We start from the raw sequence: 20,649 nt of genomic DNA, 5'->3' as shown, positions 1-20,649 counted from the left end.
AATAGAAAGCGGGTTTCCCAGAGCAAAATATATCATAGCAAACAAAAACAGATACTAGAAATCATACCAAAAGCATCTGTCACCCCCTTCCTAGAATTTCGTACCTCCACCACCATGCGTTCTACCAGAAGATGATGTGTGGGTGCTGCTGCCTGAAGAACTCTTTTCTTTTGCCGTCTTGGTTACTGTATGGTACAAGAACAAATCTCTGCTTTCTGTGATATTCATACTTCCATCTTTCACATAATTTCCTGCCGCAGCCTGGAACCGAACGGTCTTCAGCTGTGCCTTCATTCTTCCGACGATAACGAATGCCAGAATCACACCAACACCGATGGAAATAAAGATCCAATAGAATGGTAAGGCGTCTTTTGGAAGTGTGCGTGCTGTATATGGGCTTCCATTTCGTGCCTGTGTAATAAAATCATCACACAGCTCAGCAAATGTCATACATGCGGAAAAATAATCCTGCGATTTCAGATCATCCATCATCTGTTTCGGAATATACTTAATCCCCGCATCGGTAAAAGCAGTGATACCATAACCACAGGTTGATATGTAACAGTCATTATCTTCTGTACTGATCAATAAGAGCACACCATCTTTATCTGCTCCATATCCATATTCACAGTAGTCGTACATGTCATCTGCAAATTCCTCAACCGTTAATCCTTCGAGTGTATCTGTCGTCATAACGATTACGTCCATCTTCTGTCGGATACTGATTTCATCCAGCACATCAAGCAATTTGCTTTCCTCACTGTCAGTCATAAGATCGGCCAGATCATTCACCCGGTAATATTCATCCGCAAAGCCTTCGGAATCCTCTGCATATGCCGGAATTGTCATACCAAGACAAAGGATGAGGATAAGTAAAAACGATATCATTTTCTTTTTCATTCCGTCACCCCCCTAAAATAGTCCAATAAAGTGCAGAAGCGTCGCCGCACCATAGGTTACTGCTGTGAATGCTACTGCCAGAATCGCTGTCCAGCGAGTTGCTGCCGCCTTATCAACAGGCAAATCTCCGACGAATTTTCCGGTCTGTCCATTCATTGCAAATGTGTATTTGTTTCCATTCCATGTCGTGTTTAAAAGCCATACCGGATATAATGCATATTTCGCTTTACCGTTGTTAAACTGTACACTGCTGTTTTCCGCTGTAACCGTATTATATCCCTGAACAGTCGCAGCAAATGCTTCCTCAGTTGATTGTTTCACACGTGCATTTGCACGCTCGATACTTTCTTCTGCAGTCACATCATATTTATCTGCCAGATATCCGGCAAGGTATGCAGTCTGGAAATCTACCGCTTCTGCACAGTGATATGGTTCAATGGATTCCATCAGATCATCCGCCATTTTAGATGAACCATCTACCGGAACATTTTCAAATCCAACGCTACCGCCTCTGTGTACCATAAAGTAACTGGTTTCCGTATAATCGTAATCACTGTCACTCCATACACGTAATTTCGTAGCCCGGTAACGTACATTTGCATCCACATCGGTATCAAAGAGCCAGAACGGAACATAGATTCCCTTGATTTCATCAATATGGTTCTGATCCTTGAAGATCTTCGGCAAAAGACGTTTTCCGGTCAAATGCTTCATCAGTCCTTCTTTTGCCGCTTTTTTATCCAGCTTGAATGGTATTACCAAATCCGGCCTTAATGCTCCAGAGAACTGTCCCATCATAACAATCGGGTTGTCACAGAACGGACAAGAGGTCGCTGCCATATTGGCATCTCCCACAATTTCACCGCCACAGGACTTACATACGTAGGTACGTAATCCTTCGGTTTCGCCTTCCTGCCATTCTCCACCGGCATTGGTTTCCCATTCCATACTATCTGCCTGTTCTTCCTGCAGCTCATCGTCATAACCCTTTAATGCATCCATTTCGAACTCCGTATCACAGTATGGACACTTCATCTTCTGAATCGTACTGTCGAAGGCTATCGCACCGCCACAGCAAGGACATTTATATTCTTGCAAGTTTGCCATGAAAACCCTCCTTCCTTAATCTTAATGAGCCTGTCGGTCAAATTCTGCAAGCGCTTCATCCGCTCTCCGAATCCATTCTGTACGATCTCCGTAGATTGCAGCATCCAGAGAGTTCATTGCCTGCTCTGCCTTTTCTGCCATATCTGCATCTCCTCTTACCGCAGCATTGAATCCGACTGAAATATCCTTCACAGCATCCATCTGTTTCTTCCAGTTATTCATTGCATTACCCAATGTTTTCTGGATTCCAAACAGACTGTCAAAATACTTTTTCAGTTTTTCAAAATCCAAGACATTATTCATCGGAACAAATACCTCATAAAGTCCCGGAGTGTTGATAAATGCAAGATGCGCTACTTCTTTTTTCTCTGTCTTATCACCATTTCTTACTTCTTCTTTTTCGAATTCATAAGCTCGCAAATCGGCGATACGGTATACACAGGCACGTGTGCTCTTTCCAAATAGGAAGAATTTATAATCCACCTGGGTAAATGCCACCAGACCAATATCCTCTGCTACGTAAAGATGACCACCGAATCGTTTCAGTTTCTGCGCTTTATTCTTTGTTTTCAGACGAGGTACAAAGAAATATTCCCAAAGTTTTGTTCCTCGGTCCACCTGCTCCAAATGTGACTGAACACTTGGAAGATTGGCATGCACATAGTCAAATGCTTTCATACCCTTACTTCTACAATTCTTTCGGCAAATGCAATTACCATCCGCCAGTTTCTGAGTTTGTACTAAATTAATTTCTGCTCCACAGATTGCACATTTATTAGCCATAATTCCTTCTCCCTTCCTACTATGTTACCGGATTCCCGGCAAATTCATTTTCTTCTGATTATGATGTTTTCATTGCTTTCATTACCCATTTTGCATTGTTTGCCCGGAAGCTATAACCACAGAACGAACAGCAGTTATGTTCATCCGGTATGAAATTGGCACCACAGGATGGACAATCCTTTTCCTTAAAAAATACACCGTCCGTTTTCCTTCTTTCCGGATATCTTGCCCTTTGCAAAACGAGGGTTTTCTTTATTTTCTTCGTATATGGTTTTCCTCTTTCAGGAAGGTAGGTCTCCGTTCCATATACCTTCACTGTTATTTCCGTTGTCTGGTCCGTATGAACCACTTTTTCTAATACAATAGAACCGACTCCATAATCCATCAGCGCTTCATCACTTACTTCTTTATAAAGTGCTTCATTGATACACGATCTCAGATAATTTTCCGAATATCTGACGATTTTCTCCGACAGTTTTTCCTGTTTTTCTTCCCTTGTTCGAAAGAATCTCGCAATTCCCAGAAGTATAAGCAGTGTAACAATTACACCTACGGTAAGAGAAACATCTGCATCTTTGATCAGATAAAGACATAGGGTCAGACATAAGAACATGACACCTGAGTAAGCAAGCAATAACAGTCCGTATTGCATATTTGCACCCATCTTCTCATAGATTTCAAATACTTCTGTCTGCCAGTCATAGAATTCACTTTGTATCACACCGCCACAATATGGACAGATGACCTGCTGACTGCTCAGCTCCACCTCAGCTCCACAGGATGGACAGGTGATCTTCCCTTTATCGGAATAAAATTCCTTGTTCCTGCCCTGACGATCCGAATGACGAATGTGCCTTGACTGAAGAATCCGAAGGTAACTGTTTTTCCGATAGATCTGATGTACTATTTCATCATCTTGAGGAGAAATCAGACGTTCCAGAGAACTACACTGCAAGATAGACTCCCTCCACTCCCGTCCGTCATCATTCCATCTTTTGAAATTATTTTTCGGAAGCGGTACAACGTCCGTCACCCGGATATCCCGGCAAAGCTTACGCTTTCCCAGCAGTTCCACCTGATGAACCATCTTTCTGCGGAATGTAAGATCCATTCTCTTTGGAAGATAACTCTTATCTGCTTTTCCAAGTGGAAGTAACACATTTTCAAAGGAATCCTTGATGTCCTTCTGAAGCCTTGCCCCTTGCATCGGAGTTTCGCGCTTTGCAAGCATTCTTTTCATTTTTGCTTTTTTCAAATTCTCCGGCATAAACTGTTCAAAGTCTATGTCAATGATTTTTTCAGCAATGGCAAACGCACAGATTATGGTAGTTGCAAACGCAAGCAGCATCGCCTCTGATAAGCCCATATCCATCCCTCCTCATCTGTCAGACTATCTGGTCTCCCCATGTTCCTCTTGTGCCTTCTCCTTCTCCTTATTCTTACCGAATATTTCGTGGATTAGGAAGATGGAAATAAGAATGCCTACTTTGTTTCTTCCTCGGAATCCTCTAATGTCGCCTTAAAGGAACTCAGGAAATGCATATAGTCCTCGCTGTCAACAAATTCCTTCACATCTAAGTCTTCACACTGAAGACCTTTTCTAAAATTCACCTTCACTGCATAAACCATATTTTTATCAGATGGTTCCGTAAGCACTAATCGTATCTCACACTCATGAATCTCATCTGCTTTTCCCCAGTCTCTAAATACCTTAGATCCTTTGTAATCGCCAATCGTAATATGTTCAAAATCACTGAAACCTTCTCCGTAGTAATCAGCCTCACGCACTACAGTAGAACTTTTCGAATTCTCGTGGAAATATACAATTTCGATTAACGTATCGTTCTCTTGATTTTCAAGTTCTAACGTGTTTGTATCTGACGTTTTTTCCTGATAGCCTAACTCCTTGGCAATCCCAAAACTGATCGTTGCGTCATCTTTCTCATGTGTATAAGTATCTACCTCTTTTTTATATCCGTTACCTTTTGCATTTCCCTCTTTCGAGCCACATGCACAAAGTCCAACAAGCATAACCGCTATCAGAAATACCGATAAACTTCTATATGTTTTCATCATGTTCCTTCCTCCCATTCCATGCTTACAGTCTTCTACCTTCTTTTTCTTCTCGGCGATACTTAATAAGATCTTTACTTATTACGACGAAACCAATGATACCTAGCGGAATCATTACTGCAAATCCAAAGAAATAAATCGGAGTTGGTCCTGGTTCCAGTTTATATGTTCCCTTTGAATTCCTGTAAACCGTAATCTGTACGGTATCTCCTCTCCTCATTTCTTTATAGTAAATCTTAGAATCATCATATGTCGTTCCATCGATTTCATAAGTAAATCTTACCTTATATTCTTCTTTTCGCTCTCCATTATTATCTTTTTCTTTCGATTGTTCACAACTATAAACAGTTGCATGAAGTGTTCGAACATCCGTAGAATTCTTATACTCCAAGCTTTCGTGCTTTGTATAGATCATACCGCCAATTCCTGCGATAATAATGATAATACTCAAAATCAAAGCACCGATTGTTTCTTTATGCTGCTTTTCTTCAGATGGAAGTCTATACATAAGAATTCCTCCTCTCCTATGCTACTTTCTGTCGTTTGCGTCAAAGATGTCGCCACATTCTGGGCAGAATTTTGGTGGGTGTGCTGGATCTTCCGGTTCCCATCCACACTTATCGCAACGATAAAGAGGTACACCCGCCGGTTTCTTTGCTCCGCAATTATGACAGAACTTCCCTTTATTTACCGTTCCGCAGGAACAGGTCCATCCGTCCGCATCTGCAGGCTTCGGAGAGCCGCACTCCGGACAGAACTTCCCTGTCGCCGTGGCTCCACATTTGCACTTCCAGGCACCTGCCTGCACCGGCTCCGGTTTCTTTGCTCCGCATTCCGGGCAGAATTTTCCGGTTGCCGTAGCACCGCAGGTGCATTTCCAGCTGTTTTGCGATGGAACCGGTGTCGGCTCCGGAGCAGGCTGCTGGGTCGGCTGCATTTGCTGAGACTGCATCTGCTGCTGTCCCATGTTGTAAAGATTCTGTGCAGCACCGAAACCGCCCTGACCGCCCATTCCGACCATGCCCATGCCCATGAAGCCCGTCATGGCACCTGCCTGATTACCAGCTGCAGTCTTCATAGCATCGGCCGTTGCATTGGTCATAGTACCAGCCATCATAAACGGGTTGGAGCCGACATTTGCAGCATCCTCCAGCTCGTTGATTTTCTTCATATCCTCGGCTGTCAGCGTAATCGGGTTGAGTGCGATTTTACCAACGGAAATTCCTCTGTTATCAATCCACTCCTGTTTCAGTGCGTCATTCATTGCTGCTTTCAGCTCGTTTGCTTTCGCCGGTATCTGTGCAGGGCGAAGCTCCTGCTCGGCAAGAGCGCCGAGAGCGGGCTGTAATGCATCGATAAATTCCGATTTAAGCTGCTCGTCGATCTGATCTCTTGTAAACTCGGTTTCCACATTGCCGCAAAGCCGCGTGTAGAACAGCAGAGGATCGGAGATCACATAGGTGTATACGCCGTTGCATCGAACCTGTACAGTCCGGCTGATACCGATGCGCTTATTCACAACCTCAAAAATGATAGGATTGGGCGTACCGAATTTGTTGCCGATAATTTCCTTAGTATTAAAGTAGTACACCCGCTGATCCTTACCAGTATCGCCACCGTAGGTGAAACGCTTGCCGATCATCTTGAATGTATCCTTGATACTGTCTCCGAGACTTCCGGCGAAAATAGACGGCTCGGTGGAGCTGTCGTATGTAAATTCGCCGGGTTCGGCGCAGACCTCAACGATCTTGCCCTGCTCGACAATAATCATACACTGACCGTCCGCGACGGCGATGCCCGATCCGTTTGAAATGATATTATCATTTCCCTTAGTGTTTGAAGATCTGCCACTGACGCGCTTTTCACCCTTACGCATCAGCACATCGTTTGGAAGCGCATCACAGTAGAAAAATTCCTTCCACTGATCCGCCAGCGTTCCGCCAAGTGCTCCCATTCCTGCTTTAATAAGTCCCATAAGATTACCTCCTGTAATAGTTTGTTTTGCATTAAGATAACAAAGGTTTTTACGTTATCCTCTATACTCCTTAAATAATAAATTAGAAAGCTATCCGACAATACTGCCCTTTTCATTCAACCGTTCTGCGCACTGCTTGCACATATCCAGATCCTCGCAGACCATAAAGCAATCGTCACAAACCCATCTATGACAAATCGGACATCTGCTGAATAATTTTTCTCCAGCCTTCAAAGCCTTCAGATGCGCCTCTTTTTTCTCTCGTTGATAGAGGGCTGCATAGACCACTTTCTTTCCCTCTGTGACAGGATGGATACGGGCTTTTGAAAAAGCAATAGCCTTGCTTTTCCAGACCTTTCCGCATTCCTCGCAGACGATGGAAAACTCAAATTTATCCTCTGTCGAGCAATCTGTCAGTATATCCTGTAAAACCCTCTGCACCGTTTGACCAACCCCTTTCCAAGATTCTAAAATTTCCGAGAAACAACGCATGCATCGCTTGTAACACCATCATATTGGTTAGGAAATCAAAAATCTATGGTACCAGGTCTACTTTTTGGCCTCGAAAGAAAAAAGTAAACCGAGTCTACCATCGAAAAGGCTATGGTAGACTCGGTACACCATGCAAAAAGCACAAAAACCATACATGATTTTTGTGCTTTTTGCTTCATTTATTCACTTGGTTGTCCCTATTTCTGAAACGTCTGCTTTCTCATCCAGCTGAAGTTTCTCAATACAGTCACATCTCCGAAAGAGATCCAGATACATCATCAGTTCTTCATTGGATGAAATCTCCAACTTCCTGTAGATATTTCCGTTGTGCTTTTTTACGGTACTCATGCTGACACATGCTTCCGTTGGTATCTGCGCTACCTCATAACCGTTCATGTAGTATCGGAAAATATTGTATTCCGCATTGGTCAGTGTTTTTACATTCCGGGCAAAGTGTTCAAAGAGTTCTGCCATATTCGGCGGCAGGTCGTCCGCCTCCGGCGGTTTCCCCCTTTCCGACATCCATCTGCAAAACTCCTCCAACTCTGCAAATCTGTATTTGCCATCGCCTATCTGTTGGCCATCCCGAATATCCTGAAAACTCTGAAGGATCGGCCGGACAAATTTCTTCGACAACAACCATGCAAGAGCAATCATAATGAGGACAAATCCCAGTATGACACCCATAATACCCACCTTATTCCTCAAAATATACTGGTCACAGCTTTCCCGCGGTATCAGCACCGCAACTGCCCACTCCTGTCCACCGCTTCCTGGTATCTCTAAAGGCATCTGGATTCCATAATAATCACATTTTGAGGAGCGATACGTGCTGTAATAAACATTCTTTTCTATTATGGACAGACTTTCCGCAGTATCAAGCCATGTGCCCTCCGTACTCCCCGCCATGCCCTGATCCAGTCTCAGATTCCCGTTTTCCACTGGCGCGATAACTGTAACCATAGAACCATAGGAACTTGCTGTAGCCGGATATTCCAGACTGAAATGGACATCATTTAGTTCAATCCCACACACACCCAAAAATTCTCCTGAGTCTGCATACATCGGTACAAGGAGCAAGATTACATCCTCCCAGGTATTTTTCAGATTCATGCGACTGATCCAGTAATAACCAGATTCCGACTGCCTTAGTCCAGTTTCCAACTCCTGATACCCCAAAAGCCCCTCTGTATTTAATTCCATATTCCATCGGTTATGCAATTCCAGTCCATTTTCCCTTGCAATTTCCGTATTCCCGCGGAACAAAATAGTTTCCGGACTTAAAATCACGTTGCTGCTCACGTTGATCAGCCGCAGGTAAACTCCGCTCCGGGACTTATCAGCTTCCGAAATCTGTGTATTTACAGTCGCATTTACCAAAGCAAATACACCGCTGCTTCGTCCCAGTCTAATAGTTGTATTGAGTTCCGAATACATCATTTTCTGTATTTCCAAAAGTGCTTCTGGCTGATTATTCAGGTCGGAAACCGAAATTCCTTTTTCATCCAGAAAGTTCTTTATATCCTGCTCCAGTTCTCTGGAAAGCTGCAGGCTGTATCCGGTGTAAGTCTCCATTTCCTCTGAGACTTTATTATACGTGGTATGTAATTGATTCTCCATCACCTGCGCAATCTGCGATTCTGCCTTCAACAGCCCGCCGATGGCTGTCAAAAGTAGCAACAGAATGCCCAATGCTGCCATGATTAGACAAAGCAAATACATCATCAGCTTCCTGTGCAGCGTAACCTTTCGTTCTAAAACCAAATGCAGGAGCTTTTCAAACTCTTTCAGCATATTATTTGCCATGATACTCACTCTCTTATCTATTTGGGAAGCGACATCTTCACATTCTCCAGCGCCTCTTCTCCTAATTTTTCCACATTTTCTTCTCCATCCCGCCAATTGCTGCAAGCCGTGCGAAGCTTGCTGCGGACATTCTTTTCAAAGGTCTGCTCCAGCTCCAGATAACCGCCAAGCTGTGGCGCCGTATAAAATTCATAAGAAGACTGTGTTTCCAAAAATGCTTCATAAAGACTCCTGTACTTCGGGTCCTCCAAATCATCTATAAAATCCGGCAGTACATCAAAGGCAGCATCTGTCACTGGCATATACCCCACGCTGGTCACAAAACGCACGTTGGTTTCCGGCTCTGTCAGCCATTTCAGGAAAACTGCGGCTGCCTGTTCCCGCTCCGGTGTGGATTTTACCGTACAGAAACCTGCACCACGCTGCATAACCAGCTGTTCTCCATTCTCAAAGCATGGCACGGGCTTTGCGATAACTTCTATCGGTTCGGATTGATTGTCCGGATAGGTTACAATATCCTCATAGTAGAGAACACTTGCTGACGAAGCTACACTGACAATCGTCTCTCCGGTCCGAAGCGGCTCCGTTGCATAACCTTCCTGCAGCCACACGCCGCCCTGAACGGCAGCGTCTGCATAAGGCTCCCAGACTTTAGAAAAAGCTTTACCATAGGCAATCTTATTTCCCTGAAAGAAATCCTCTCCCAAGGATTCCACACCTACCTGAAAATAATTGAAATGATAATCATGGACAAAAAAGGCTTTTCCATCTCCCGGCATCTCCGGCGTCTGTGCATCTGTCCACTGATAATACTCTTTGGACAATTCAAATAATCCCTCCCAGGTATTAAGCTGCTCCAAAGTAGCACCGGTATCCGCTGCGAACCGATCAAACAGCGTCTTATCAACAAACATAATTTCTGTAGATTTCGCCACAGGAAAAACAACCAGTCGACCGTCAATCTCTCCCTCCTCCAGAAAGGCGGGAATATAAGCAGATAATTCCTCCTCGCTGAAGTAATCCCTGTAATCCACCAAAATCTCCGGATCCGGCATAGCCAAAACGGTTTTCGGATATGAGACAAACAAATCCGGAAGCCCTGTCGTTCCCGGTTCATTATTGGCTACCCTGAGCACTGCATCATGGATGTTGTTGGTGTTGGACACGACAGTAACCTGAAGCTTAATTCCTTCCTCAGCACCGACCGTTTCATTGAATTCTTCAATCAGGTCATTTAACGGCGAATCTGTCTGCCCGCCGTAGACATGCCAGATGGTGAGCGTTACAGGCTCTTTCTTTCCACCATTTCCTTGGCAAGCCGTCAGCATCATGAGCCCTGCCAGCACAAGAATTCCTACTATATAAATCCAAGGTTTTCGTTTCCTCATCGTCTCTCCCTCCCCTTACAATGCATCGATAACCGCCGACAGATAGCTGGAAGAAATCGACCCATAGATAAAATTATCTACCAGACCATCTTTCTTTGCCTGTCGAACCTGGTCTGCCAGCTTTTTCTCGGTATTCTCATCAACTACCAGCACAATTTTGCAATCCGGATTACGTTTTCTCAACTCATCACGAATTTTCATCCGTTTCTCCAGCTTCCATGGTGCATATGCTGTAACCTCCATAATCAGGATGTTTGCCAGTATGGCATTGCATAGTGCCAAGGTTTTGCCCGGACTTTCACTCATAACCGGCTCAAAATCAGAATCAAATCTACGCAATGCTTCCGCTATCGCATCTGCAAACAGGATATTCTGCATATCAATCACAACTCTCCGCAATATCCTCACCTCCAAAATTCCCGATTCACGTCCGGCTTTGTCTTCGGGACGTGAAATGACGTAACTATCCCATGTACTACTCCATTATACGGGAGTGCCATTTTCTTTTCCCTACCCATAAGGGTAAATTTTCGCCCTTTACAAAAAGAAAAAGCCCGGTTTCAAACCTGAAACCGGGAATATTTGCAAAATTATGTTATAAAACGATGGGATTTTCTTCTGACCGGTCCTGCTCATCAAAAAGCTTCGGGATAATATAGCGTTTACCCGTTACGGCAATGGCAAGCTGTGTCTTGTTGGCATAACCCGTTTTTTGAAGGATGTTACGGATATGATACTTTACATTATCCTTCGTATAATTTAGCTGTTCTGCAATCTCGCTGTATTCCAGTCCCTCACAAACCAAACGCAGAACCTTGATTTCTGTTTCTGTGAAATCATTGCTGGTAGTAATACCCAGCTTTACAGCCGGCGTTTCATAGGGCCACATCTGTCTGCCCTGCATGGTGGCATCCATGACGGTAAGCAGATCCTCCGGGCTGATTTCTTTGTACCAAAAACTGTCCACCCCGGTCTCTCTGGCCCGCTTGATATAACTCTCCTCCACCATAGAGGTAACAATAATCATTTTCAGCTCTGGAAACAGTCTGCGAAGCTCAGCAGCCGCGTCGATGCCGTCCTTTGCTCCATGGGTACAGACATCCATAAGAACCAGATCCACTTTACTCCTGCGGCAGACAGTCTCGGCAAGATCCGCCTTGGACAGACTTCCCACAAGCTCATAGTTCGTACCATTCTGTACGACATTCTCCATATACTCTCTGGCGATCCGCTGATCGTCGATGACAAGCACCTTTGTCATACCGACACCTCCTGTTTTGTTTTCTGCTCACAAACCGGCAGAGTCACTGTCAGCGTAAATACGGGCTGAGACCGGAACTCCAGCCTGCCGCCCGCTTCCGCAATCACTTTGCCGAGATCAACAAGACCGCCCCGGGGCGTGATTTCCTCCTGAGGCTGTTTGCCGTCATTGGTCATGCGCAGGGTAACGAAATCCGGACTCTGCACTACTGCCACATACAGCATTGTCGCATTGGCATGACGGGCAGCGTTGACACAAGCTTCCCGCATGACCGGCAGAAGCAAATGCAATGTTTCTGCCGTTTCCGGTAAATTGCCTTCGATTTTTACTTGAATGCCTGATACCGCCGCATCCCGGATAAACTCCGTCACATCATCCTGCGGATAGGCGTTTTCCTCCTGCAAGACCTGAATGGCGTGGCGAAATTGTGTGATAGCGGCAGCATTTTCCTCAGAAGTGGTGTTCTGGCGCAGTATCTGTCGTATAGCGGCAACGCCCATATTCATCTGATCGTGGAGCCTTGATTTCATGTTGAGAATTTCCTGTTCTCTGGCCGCTTCCTGCACATTCTCTGACAGGGATTTCAGTTCCTGGTACATTTTTTTCAGTTCTCTTGACTGTCGTTTTAGCTCCTGCCGCTTTTCGTACAGCTCGGTCACATCATTGAAAACTGCCTCCGTATAAACCTTACCGTCAGCGATTATCACTTCGTTTTCAAAATACTGCCATGCCTTCCCATCGGGAAAAAGAAATACGTTTTCCTCCCGTATAATTCCAGTGGTCCTATCACAGCCCTCCAGCGCTTCCTTCAGTTCTGCAAAACTTTGCAGATCACTCTGGGTGATTTTCCTGAAAAGTACATTAATCGCCGCATTGCACAGTTTGACGGTACCCGCAGGAGTAAAATAACAGACAGCGGTAGGGAGGGTATCCATTGCTTCTTTGACCGCAACGCGCAGCTTATGTTTCTCCTTGATCCGTCTGGTAATTTTTCCAACACTCATCTTTCCTCACCGCCTCCCTGCAGTTTGAACGTAAAGCGGTATGCTCCATCCTCAAAAGAAAACGCATTTGCCATCGGTGCCAGATGAGAAAGATCCGAATCACAGACAAATTCCATTTTCAGAAACAATCCTTCTTTGCTTTTCCGGACATTGATCCATACATATTGAAGGTCGCTGAGACTGGTTTCCACTGCTGCTTCAAAGCTGCGGTAAACCTGAAGCATATCCTTCGTTGCCAAAATAATATCCGATGGCAGCGTATGGAGGCAATTCACGCCAAGCAATTCCAGATTGATAAAAGACTCATCAAAACACCTTGCCAGATCACGTATATCCGCTGTTTCCGTGCGCTCGCCGATAAGCAGCAGATTTCCATATCGTTTTATATAGGCGCCCACAACTGCTGCCCCGCCAAGAAGCCTGCTGCGTTTTCTATCATCTGTCTCCGTATCATACTGTGCCAGCATCCGATCAATCAAGTCAATCTGCCCGGCTGTTTCCCTGTGAAGCAGGTCACTTACCCGGTTCTTTTCCTGAAGCGCAAGAATCTTTTTTCTCGTTTTCAGATTTTCCTGCCGAATACGGTTGTGCTCCGCAAGATCACGACAGTTTTCTTCAATCTGCTCGATTGCTTCGGTCAGTTCAGCAACATTCTCCTGCCATAGCACATGGCCAAATCCAATGGGCTGACTTTTGACAATCATACTTTTATCTGCCGAAACAGTCTGTGTTTTGGTGCTTATCCTCTGTTCTTCTGTCAATGCTCTTGCATTGGCGCTGGCAAGACAGACAGCATTCTCCTGATTTGTGATCTGTGCACCGAGCCTGCTGACCATGAACAGCTCTTCATAACCAGTATTACTCTGGATCAATCCACACTCAATGCAGCATTCCAGTATAGCGACAATAAGCAAACAGAATACAACAGTCATATCTCCCGTCAGAAATTTCAGCCACGGAACACGGAAATAATAAAGAACACCATAGATCAACGCTACTACAGCAGGGGCGAAAGGCAGCATCAAAACAGTCCGGCTGTGTGGAATACGGCATTTGATCAGCATGACAACAAGAGCTGTTATAGTACAAGATACCACCCATCCGACTGCCAGAAAATAGCCTAAGGCATAACTATAATCATTTACCCATACAATCGCATCTTCCGGAAAAACGAATACGAACTGATGCAGGTCATTGGTCAGCACAAGCAGTAACAGTGCAGCGGTAGGTATGTAAAGAAGCCCCGTCCACTTCGACAAACGAAAGTTATCCGGTTTTCCCAACGACAAAGCAACGAACACCGCCAGAAGCGGAATAAGCAACATGGGCAGATAGTACAAATACCAGAGATATCGCATCAACCATATACATTCATCCAACGAATACCGAATTGTCCTGACTGTCATCCAAAATACCACCAACACAGAAATCGAAGTGAGATAGCGGCGCACCTGTGGCTGAATGATCCGCCTGTGCAGGGAAACGCCCCAAGCGATAAACAGTTCAATGTATATGGCAGAGCGAATCATACCGCAAAACCAGTCCAGTGGGGCGTCTGCCCAACGGGCAATCTGCCGCAGCACCATCGCTGTAAAAATAGCAAGGGCTACATATAGAATGGTGCTGTATTTTTTTGAATTTGATTTCGTCATTGTGTATTCCCTCGCTTTATTCTTCTTTCGGGGTATGGGATCGGTCGTTATTCCCTTTACGTGGATCCGTCGGTTTTTCGGCATCCTCTGGAATCGCCCATGAACGCCCAAAACGCTCAGCGCCGGGAATACGCCCCTGGGTGCAATACTGATTGACACGGCGTTCCGATACACCCCATTTGTATGAAATTTCCCGTATGGAGAGATATCCTTTCATACGCTTCCCCTTTCCAGTTGATATAGTATTACAGAATACATTGTATACGAATATCCGTAGTTTTTCAAGCATGGGGTGTAAATCATTTCCTAAATTTGAGCCAGGACAAACCACACTGATATTTTACCTCTATATCAATACATTTTCGCTATATAAAAAACATTCTGATAGCAAAAGAAACATTGTACCATTTTTAATTATTCCGACAATACTCAAAAAAGCCGGAAGCCACATTGTTATCCGTGACCTCCGACTCCATTCTATCTTATACTACACCGTCCTTACACTCAAATCAGCTCCTCTCTCCGGTTTATCTTTTCCCTGTTTTTCCTGGATGATTCTCTTATTGATTTCCAGACGTTCATGAATCGACGGTTTCTTCTCTTTTCCTGTCATTGTCTTTTTCTCTGTTATTGCCTTTCTTTCAGCTTTCCCCGCATCCTTAACTGCTGTATTTGCTTCAACGCCAGTTCTTGGCACAGCTTCTCTGCTCTCATTTTTCTCTGCTACCTGCTGTTCTCGTCTCTCCTTCACACCTTTTTCTTCCTGGCTGCAAAAGCTCTGTAAATACGGCAGCACATGATTCTGCATGTCCGTCAGATCTTCCATATACTTCTGATACTCTTCATTGCCTTTTCCTTGCTGATAACTGATCCAGCTTTCATCTGCCAATTTCATTTCATTCTGCATCTTTAATTGACTGATGATACCGCCGTTTCCGGTACCAATATCTATCCTACCTTGAAAATGATGCAGCATCTTGTCGCCCTTCTCAGCATAATATACTGTAAAAAACATCTGTGCTGTCGTTTTTGGTTCGTTGGTGTTTGGATCACGATCAGCATACCAGGCTTTGTCCTGTTCTACGGTTTTTGTATCCAGTTCAGACAATTTCTGACATCTTGGATTCATGAGATTACTTTCTTCACAATAGTTTACATACACCATTGGTTGCATATCTTTTGGAAGTTCCGGTTCATAGGCTTTCAGCCTTTCCATCAATACACCTGCACGAACAGACAGGTCGCATTCTTCGTCTACAATATCTTTCAAGTATGAAATATAATAATGAATATTGCCACTTTGTAAATCCAGCATTGCTTCCTGTACCGTATTTTCTCCCATCTCCACATTATCCCGATACTCATATAGGTCAAACGCTTCTGCAATCTCATCCAATGCCTCAGCCAGTTGTTCTGTGGTCATCTTCTCTGGATACATTGCTTCTCGCACATCCCTCATCGGAACGAACTTATAATCAGGTAATGCTTCATGAATTTTCTCAATTCCTTCCCTTACCAGTGCAAGCTCCCCATAAAACCGAACATCATCCATTAGATTTCCAAATACGGTATTTCCTTTTACGATTGCAAATTCAGCTTCATCATAGTAACTGTCTTCCGGATCACGATAAATAATTCCCATTGAGCATCCAAGATATGCAGTTTCTGGATTCTCTCTATATTTTTCATAGACTGCAACGATCTGATTAACATCGGTACTTTTTTCATAAGCCCCCATATCGTGAAACTCATCGCATTCTGTGGCGAAATATTCCAGATAAGGCTCTTTCTTCGGTGACATATTGTTGAGTAGATTGTCAATCATGTTGTAATTTGCCTCTTCCAGTTCCTCTATCTTTGCTAGTGGTTTATATTCGCCTTGGCTTTTCTGAATCGCTGCCATTACAATCTCATCCATTTCTTCTACTTTTTCCATCAACTGATCATAATCTCCACGGATGCGTTCTCCAGTCCAGCCTTCGTCTTCCAAAAGTTCCTCCGCCGCTTCTTCAATAGAAATTTCATCATTCTCATAAACGCCACCATCCATCAAGCGGAAATCTTCATCGTAAAAGGAATAATCATATCCTTCTTCTGTTCTCTGAATAGCAAAATACCGTTCTCCTACCTCATATGCCAGTTCACTAAGAACCTGTTCTTCCAGATTCAGGAAAGAATCCAGCTGTTCAAAACTGATACTGTCTACAAAATGGGCAGTTACTATTTCCCCGTCATTCAGAACTACGATATCACTAACAGACAGGGAATGCCCACGGAAGTCTTTCGGTCTGTCAATGTTGAACCTTTCAAAAATATCTTCCAGTGACATATTTCCCGATAATTCACCAACATAGACCAGCTTATAATCTTCTTTTTTTATCTGCATACCATGACTTTCAATAAAGCGCATATTCATAAATGCATAGTTGTCGCCCGATGAATCATCCCGGATCTGATAAATTCCAAATGTCCGTCTTGTTCCTAATAACAGGTTTGCTTCTTTCAATGACTGAATCTGTGGATACTTCTGCATTTCCCATTCCAGGTTACGGAAACGCTCCAGTTCTGTTATAGACATCTGATATTGCTCTGGTCCTCGTTCAATTTCCATGCGTTCTGTGACATACATCGGTGATGAAAAATTAGTGATCAGATAGATATCTGCTCCTGCATCGTATAATTTCAGTGCTTCATCCTGCTCAATGACACTCATAGGCTCCTGAAATGCTCCTAAATTTTCTTCTGCATAATCTAGGTTGTTATCCTTTATCCGTTCCCACATCTGAGCTTCCATTCCAAACAAACCGTCGTGTGCCTGTATCATTTCTTTACTCGCATATTCACCTTTACTGCCATCACTTCCCAGGCAATAAATCTTAGAACCCATTCTGTGATAATCAAGAGCTGCTTCTTTTCGCTGCCTGATGCAGACTTTCAGCAAATCCTCCTTCTGTATCTTCCAGTGATAACTGCTCCTGCAGATAATCCGCAACCAGCTGTTCTCCTTCCATTGGAAGATTCCATAACTGAGGATCCTTTCCAAGATTCCGCACTTTATAAGTGTCCTGCACATCAAATACATATCGAAGTTTTGTTTTCGGTCCGGAAGTATTGTCAATCAAGGCAATCCCATTGGATCCCTTTTTGATCCAGCGGTACATCTTCTGATTCCAGATTTCCATGGATGCTACGGCAGTTGCTTCCGGTCGCTGTGCATAAATTAAAAGCTGTTCTGGAAAAGTGTATTTGTACAGTCTGGATGCCGTGTTTAGGAACCGCATCCATTCCTGCGGACTGGCAGCTACATCTTTTGCCACCTCTTCCGTCAGCTGTTCCATTACATATAATTTATTTGCCATGTGCTACTCCTTTTCATAAAATCAGGGACTGCTTAGCACAGTCCCCTTAAAATCATCGTTGTTACTCTTTATAATGCTGTGGCAAGATCTTTTGACTTATTCTTTGGCACTTTGTCTGCCTCTTTTGCCTTGATTTCTGCCTTAGCTTTCTCCAATCTTCCATGGATTCCACCTTTTACTTCTGCTTTTTCAGCTGCTTTTTCTTTTTCCAGACGTGCTTCCCTGCGCTCAGCATTTTCCATTACTGCGGTCTTTTTATCACAGAACTGAACCTTATCAGAAAGCTGTTCCTGTCTTTCCACCTGTGTCTCATTGACTTCTTGTACCATCGCATTTAATTCTGGAACCTGAAAAATTCCGTTATCAGGGAGAATCAACACTTCATGAACGGAAGATGGGATGACAAAGTAATCACTTCCCAGGCATTCCCCAATCTGTTTACGAATATCTTCCTGCAGTAACAGGGACGCTCCATTCATCTTAGCTTTGTTTGTCAGACAGAACATTGGGTTTTCCATGGCTTCCATATCCATTTTTTCATTCAGCAGGTTTTCTGGTTCTTCACCAAAAATCATAGATTTGATAATCTCATTCATATCCATAAGTGTGACACCACGTTTTCGGTCTGCCACCATCGCATCCGCTTGAATCTGTTCGACAGATACTCCCCACTCGTTCATCAGAGAGACAGTTACCGGAATACTGCTGATCTCCTCGATGTAAGTCCTCGTGCAATCACAGTGCCGGAAATAGACAGTTATATCGGACTTATGCACACGCTTTTTGCGTTGGAAGATATGTATGGCTTAAAAATCGGAGAGATTGACGGAGAAGTGTGTCTGCGGTTAGATAAATCTGCCGGAACAACCTACACCACTATGTTTGATATGTTCCATGCATGGCAGGAACAGGCTGCCCGTCTGGAACAAGGCGAGATAACCGAAGAAGAATACGACCAGTGGCGGTACAAATATCCCGAATTAGACACCTCAAAACAATGGAGAAAGGTCATTCCCTCACAAGAACTCAGCGGCCTTATCTTACAGGACTTGAAACCCGAATCCGACTAATTTTCAACCTCGAAACGCACAAAAACCTTACCGACTTTCAGCTTTATTTCTGAAAATCAGTAAGGTTTTCTGTTATTGAAGTATTCTATTATTCAGTGAGTGATACTCTAAATGTTGCCAAATCGTTGCCAACACTTAAGCAATTTTGCTTAAAACCCTCATAAACAAAGGTTTTTCCAAGTCCATTTCATCACTCAAACTCAATCGTTCCCGGCGGCTTACTAGTCAGATCATACATAACCCGGTTCACACCTTTAACTTCATTGATGATCCTGGTCATGCACCTGTTCAGCACCTCCCACGGTATCTGCGCCGCTTCCGCCGTCATGAAATCACTGGTATTCACCCCCCGAAGCGCGATGGCATAATCATAGGTTCTCTCATCCCCCATGACTCCCACCGACCGCATATTCGTCAACGCTGCGAAATACTGTCCCAGGCCTTTGTCACAGCCTGCCTTCACAATCTCTTCCCGGTATATGAAGTCTGCCTCCTGCACCATGCGCACTTTCTCTGCCGTCACCTCACCGATGATCCTGATTCCAAGTCCCGGCCCCGGGAAAGGCTGGCGGCTGACGAGATATTCCGGGATTCCCAGTTCACGTCCCGCTTTCCGCACTTCGTCCTTAAACAGAAGCCGCAAAGGCTCAACAATTTCTTTAAAATCTACATAGTCCGGCAATCCGCCCACGTTATGATGGGATTTAATCGTCGCTGATTTTCCGAGGCCGGACTCAATCACATCCGGATAAATGGTTCCCTGCACCAGGAAGTCCACCGCTCCGATCTTTTTCGCCTCTTCCTCAAAGACCCGGATGAATTCCTCACCGATAATCTTACGCTTTTTCTCCGGCTCCGTCACGCCTTTTAATTTAGAATAGAACCGTTCCTGAGCGTTCACCCGGATAAAATTCAAATCATACGGCCCTTCAGGGCCAAACACAGCTTCCACCTCATCGCCTTCATTTTTCCTCAGCAGCCCGTGATCTACGAACACGCAGGTCAGTTGCCTGCCGACCGCCTTCGACAGCAGCACCGCCGCCACCGATGAATCCACTCCGCCCGATAACGCGCACAGTACCTTCCCGCCGCCGATTTTCTCTTTCAGCTCCCGGACGGAGGTCTCCACAAAGGAAGCCATCTGCCATTCTCCCTTGCAGCCACAGACCTTGTACACGAAATTGGAAAGCATTTTCATACCTTCCTGTGTGTGCATTACCTCTGGATGGAACTGGGTCGCATAAAGCTTTTTCTCCGGAAGTTCCATGGCCGCTACCGGACAGACCGGAGTGACTGCAGATATCTGAAAGCCGTCCGGAGCTTTGGCGATATAATCCGTATGGCTCATCCAGCAGATAGTCTTCGGCGACACTCCTTCAAAGATCACAGATGAAGAATCCACCTCCACCTCTGTCTTCCCGTACTCGCTGACCGGGGCAGTCGAGACTGCCCCGCCCATCATATGGGCCATCAGCTGGGAACCATAGCAGATGCCCAGAATTGGTATCCCCATTTCAAAGATTTCCCTGCTGCATCTGGGCGATTCTTCCCCATACACACTATTGGGGCCGCCGGTGAATATGATGCCTCTGGGATTCATTTCCCTGATCTTGTCCAGCGAAAGGGTATATGGATGCACTTCTGCATAAACATTGCATTCCCGGACACGGCGGGCAATCAGCTGATTATACTGGCCACCGAAATCCAGAACGATGATCATTTCTCTGTTCACAAGTTTTCCTCCTGTTGTATAAACTGTATTTATTATAGAAGAAGCCA

Annotated in this window: 19 protein-coding genes and 1 pseudogene; 1 reads left to right on the top strand and 19 read right to left on the bottom strand. The window is 44.6% G+C overall.

Annotated elements, in window-relative coordinates; all coding sequences use genetic code 11:
• Positions 1-90: 90 nt before the first annotated feature.
• The 18 genes from H9Q79_RS17805 to H9Q79_RS17720 form a co-directional block, all read right to left on the bottom strand.
• On the bottom strand, positions 91-900 hold the full coding sequence (locus tag H9Q79_RS17805) for a TPM domain-containing protein (RefSeq protein WP_132093431.1): 810 nt from the start codon (positions 898-900) through the stop codon (positions 91-93).
• A gap of 12 nt (positions 901-912) precedes the next feature.
• Positions 913-2,007, bottom strand: coding sequence for a TFIIB-type zinc ribbon-containing protein (locus tag H9Q79_RS17800; RefSeq protein WP_227162992.1), 1,095 nt, complete (start codon positions 2,005-2,007; stop codon positions 913-915).
• Between the two features lie 21 nt (positions 2,008-2,028).
• Positions 2,029-2,790: a hypothetical protein gene (locus H9Q79_RS17795; protein WP_132093425.1), complete on the bottom strand. Its 762-nt coding sequence runs from the start codon at positions 2,788-2,790 to the stop codon at positions 2,029-2,031.
• A 58-nt stretch (positions 2,791-2,848) separates the two neighbouring features.
• Positions 2,849-4,156: a hydrogenase maturation nickel metallochaperone HypA gene (locus tag H9Q79_RS17790; RefSeq protein WP_249328872.1), complete on the bottom strand. Its 1,308-nt coding sequence runs from the start codon at positions 4,154-4,156 to the stop codon at positions 2,849-2,851.
• A gap of 116 nt (positions 4,157-4,272) precedes the next feature.
• Positions 4,273-4,866, bottom strand: a complete 594-nt coding sequence (locus H9Q79_RS17785) for a hypothetical protein (protein WP_249328871.1) — start codon at positions 4,864-4,866, stop codon at positions 4,273-4,275.
• A 22-nt stretch (positions 4,867-4,888) separates the two neighbouring features.
• On the bottom strand, positions 4,889-5,371 hold the full coding sequence (locus tag H9Q79_RS17780; protein ID WP_132093411.1) for a DUF3592 domain-containing protein: 483 nt from the start codon (positions 5,369-5,371) through the stop codon (positions 4,889-4,891).
• Positions 5,372-5,392: 21 nt separating this feature from the next.
• Entirely contained in the window at positions 5,393-6,838 is a 1,446-nt protein-coding gene (locus H9Q79_RS17775) for an SPFH domain-containing protein (protein ID WP_132093408.1), read from the bottom strand.
• Between the two features lie 90 nt (positions 6,839-6,928).
• Positions 6,929-7,279, bottom strand: a complete 351-nt coding sequence (locus tag H9Q79_RS17770) for a hypothetical protein (RefSeq protein ID WP_132093405.1) — start codon at positions 7,277-7,279, stop codon at positions 6,929-6,931.
• Between the two features lie 234 nt (positions 7,280-7,513).
• The gene (locus H9Q79_RS17765; protein ID WP_249328870.1) at positions 7,514-9,136 is read right to left on the bottom strand and encodes a helix-turn-helix transcriptional regulator; all 1,623 of its coding nucleotides are present in this window, start codon (positions 9,134-9,136) and stop codon (positions 7,514-7,516) included.
• A 17-nt stretch (positions 9,137-9,153) separates the two neighbouring features.
• Positions 9,154-10,524: an extracellular solute-binding protein gene (locus H9Q79_RS17760; protein ID WP_249328869.1), complete on the bottom strand. Its 1,371-nt coding sequence runs from the start codon at positions 10,522-10,524 to the stop codon at positions 9,154-9,156.
• A 15-nt stretch (positions 10,525-10,539) separates the two neighbouring features.
• Positions 10,540-10,932: a hypothetical protein gene (locus H9Q79_RS17755; protein ID WP_249328868.1), complete on the bottom strand. Its 393-nt coding sequence runs from the start codon at positions 10,930-10,932 to the stop codon at positions 10,540-10,542.
• A gap of 187 nt (positions 10,933-11,119) precedes the next feature.
• Positions 11,120-11,785, bottom strand: coding sequence for a response regulator transcription factor (locus tag H9Q79_RS17750; protein ID WP_249328867.1), 666 nt, complete (start codon positions 11,783-11,785; stop codon positions 11,120-11,122).
• Positions 11,782-12,789 (bottom strand): sensor histidine kinase, encoded by a 1,008-nt coding sequence (locus H9Q79_RS17745; RefSeq protein ID WP_249328866.1) that lies wholly within the window; start codon positions 12,787-12,789, stop codon positions 11,782-11,784. Before H9Q79_RS17745 ends, H9Q79_RS17750 begins: the two co-directional genes overlap by 4 nt.
• The gene (locus H9Q79_RS17740; RefSeq protein ID WP_249328865.1) at positions 12,786-14,441 is read right to left on the bottom strand and encodes a histidine kinase N-terminal 7TM domain-containing protein; all 1,656 of its coding nucleotides are present in this window, start codon (positions 14,439-14,441) and stop codon (positions 12,786-12,788) included. Before H9Q79_RS17740 ends, H9Q79_RS17745 begins: the two co-directional genes overlap by 4 nt.
• Positions 14,442-14,457: 16 nt before the next feature.
• On the bottom strand, positions 14,458-14,658 hold the full coding sequence (locus tag H9Q79_RS17735) for a helix-turn-helix domain-containing protein (RefSeq protein ID WP_132093384.1): 201 nt from the start codon (positions 14,656-14,658) through the stop codon (positions 14,458-14,460).
• A 270-nt stretch (positions 14,659-14,928) separates the two neighbouring features.
• On the bottom strand, positions 14,929-17,328 hold the full coding sequence (locus H9Q79_RS17730; protein WP_334298984.1) for a YodL domain-containing protein: 2,400 nt from the start codon (positions 17,326-17,328) through the stop codon (positions 14,929-14,931).
• A 10-nt stretch (positions 17,329-17,338) separates the two neighbouring features.
• A complete protein-coding gene (locus H9Q79_RS17725) occupies positions 17,339-17,800 on the bottom strand; it encodes a hypothetical protein (protein WP_249328863.1) in 462 nt (153 codons plus the stop codon).
• Positions 17,801-17,868: 68 nt separating this feature from the next.
• Positions 17,869-18,576: a DUF5688 family protein gene (locus tag H9Q79_RS17720; protein ID WP_249328862.1), complete on the bottom strand. Its 708-nt coding sequence runs from the start codon at positions 18,574-18,576 to the stop codon at positions 17,869-17,871.
• Here H9Q79_RS17720 and H9Q79_RS17715 point away from each other — a divergent pair.
• A pseudogene (locus tag H9Q79_RS17715) lies at positions 18,511-18,870 on the top strand (helix-turn-helix domain-containing protein); the annotation flags it as partial. The gene H9Q79_RS17720 and the pseudogene H9Q79_RS17715 sit on opposite strands and share 66 nt — an antisense overlap.
• A gap of 190 nt (positions 18,871-19,060) precedes the next feature.
• Here the strand turns inward: H9Q79_RS17715 and guaA are convergent.
• Entirely contained in the window at positions 19,061-20,602 is a 1,542-nt protein-coding gene (guaA, locus tag H9Q79_RS17710; protein WP_283245089.1) for a glutamine-hydrolyzing GMP synthase, read from the bottom strand.
• Positions 20,603-20,649: the final 47 nt, after the last annotated feature.

This window comes from Wansuia hejianensis (assembly GCF_014337215.1).
In the GTDB taxonomy this organism is placed as follows: domain Bacteria; phylum Bacillota; class Clostridia; order Lachnospirales; family Lachnospiraceae; genus Scatomonas; species Scatomonas hejianensis.
This window is presented reverse-complemented; position numbering and strand designations above follow the sequence as displayed.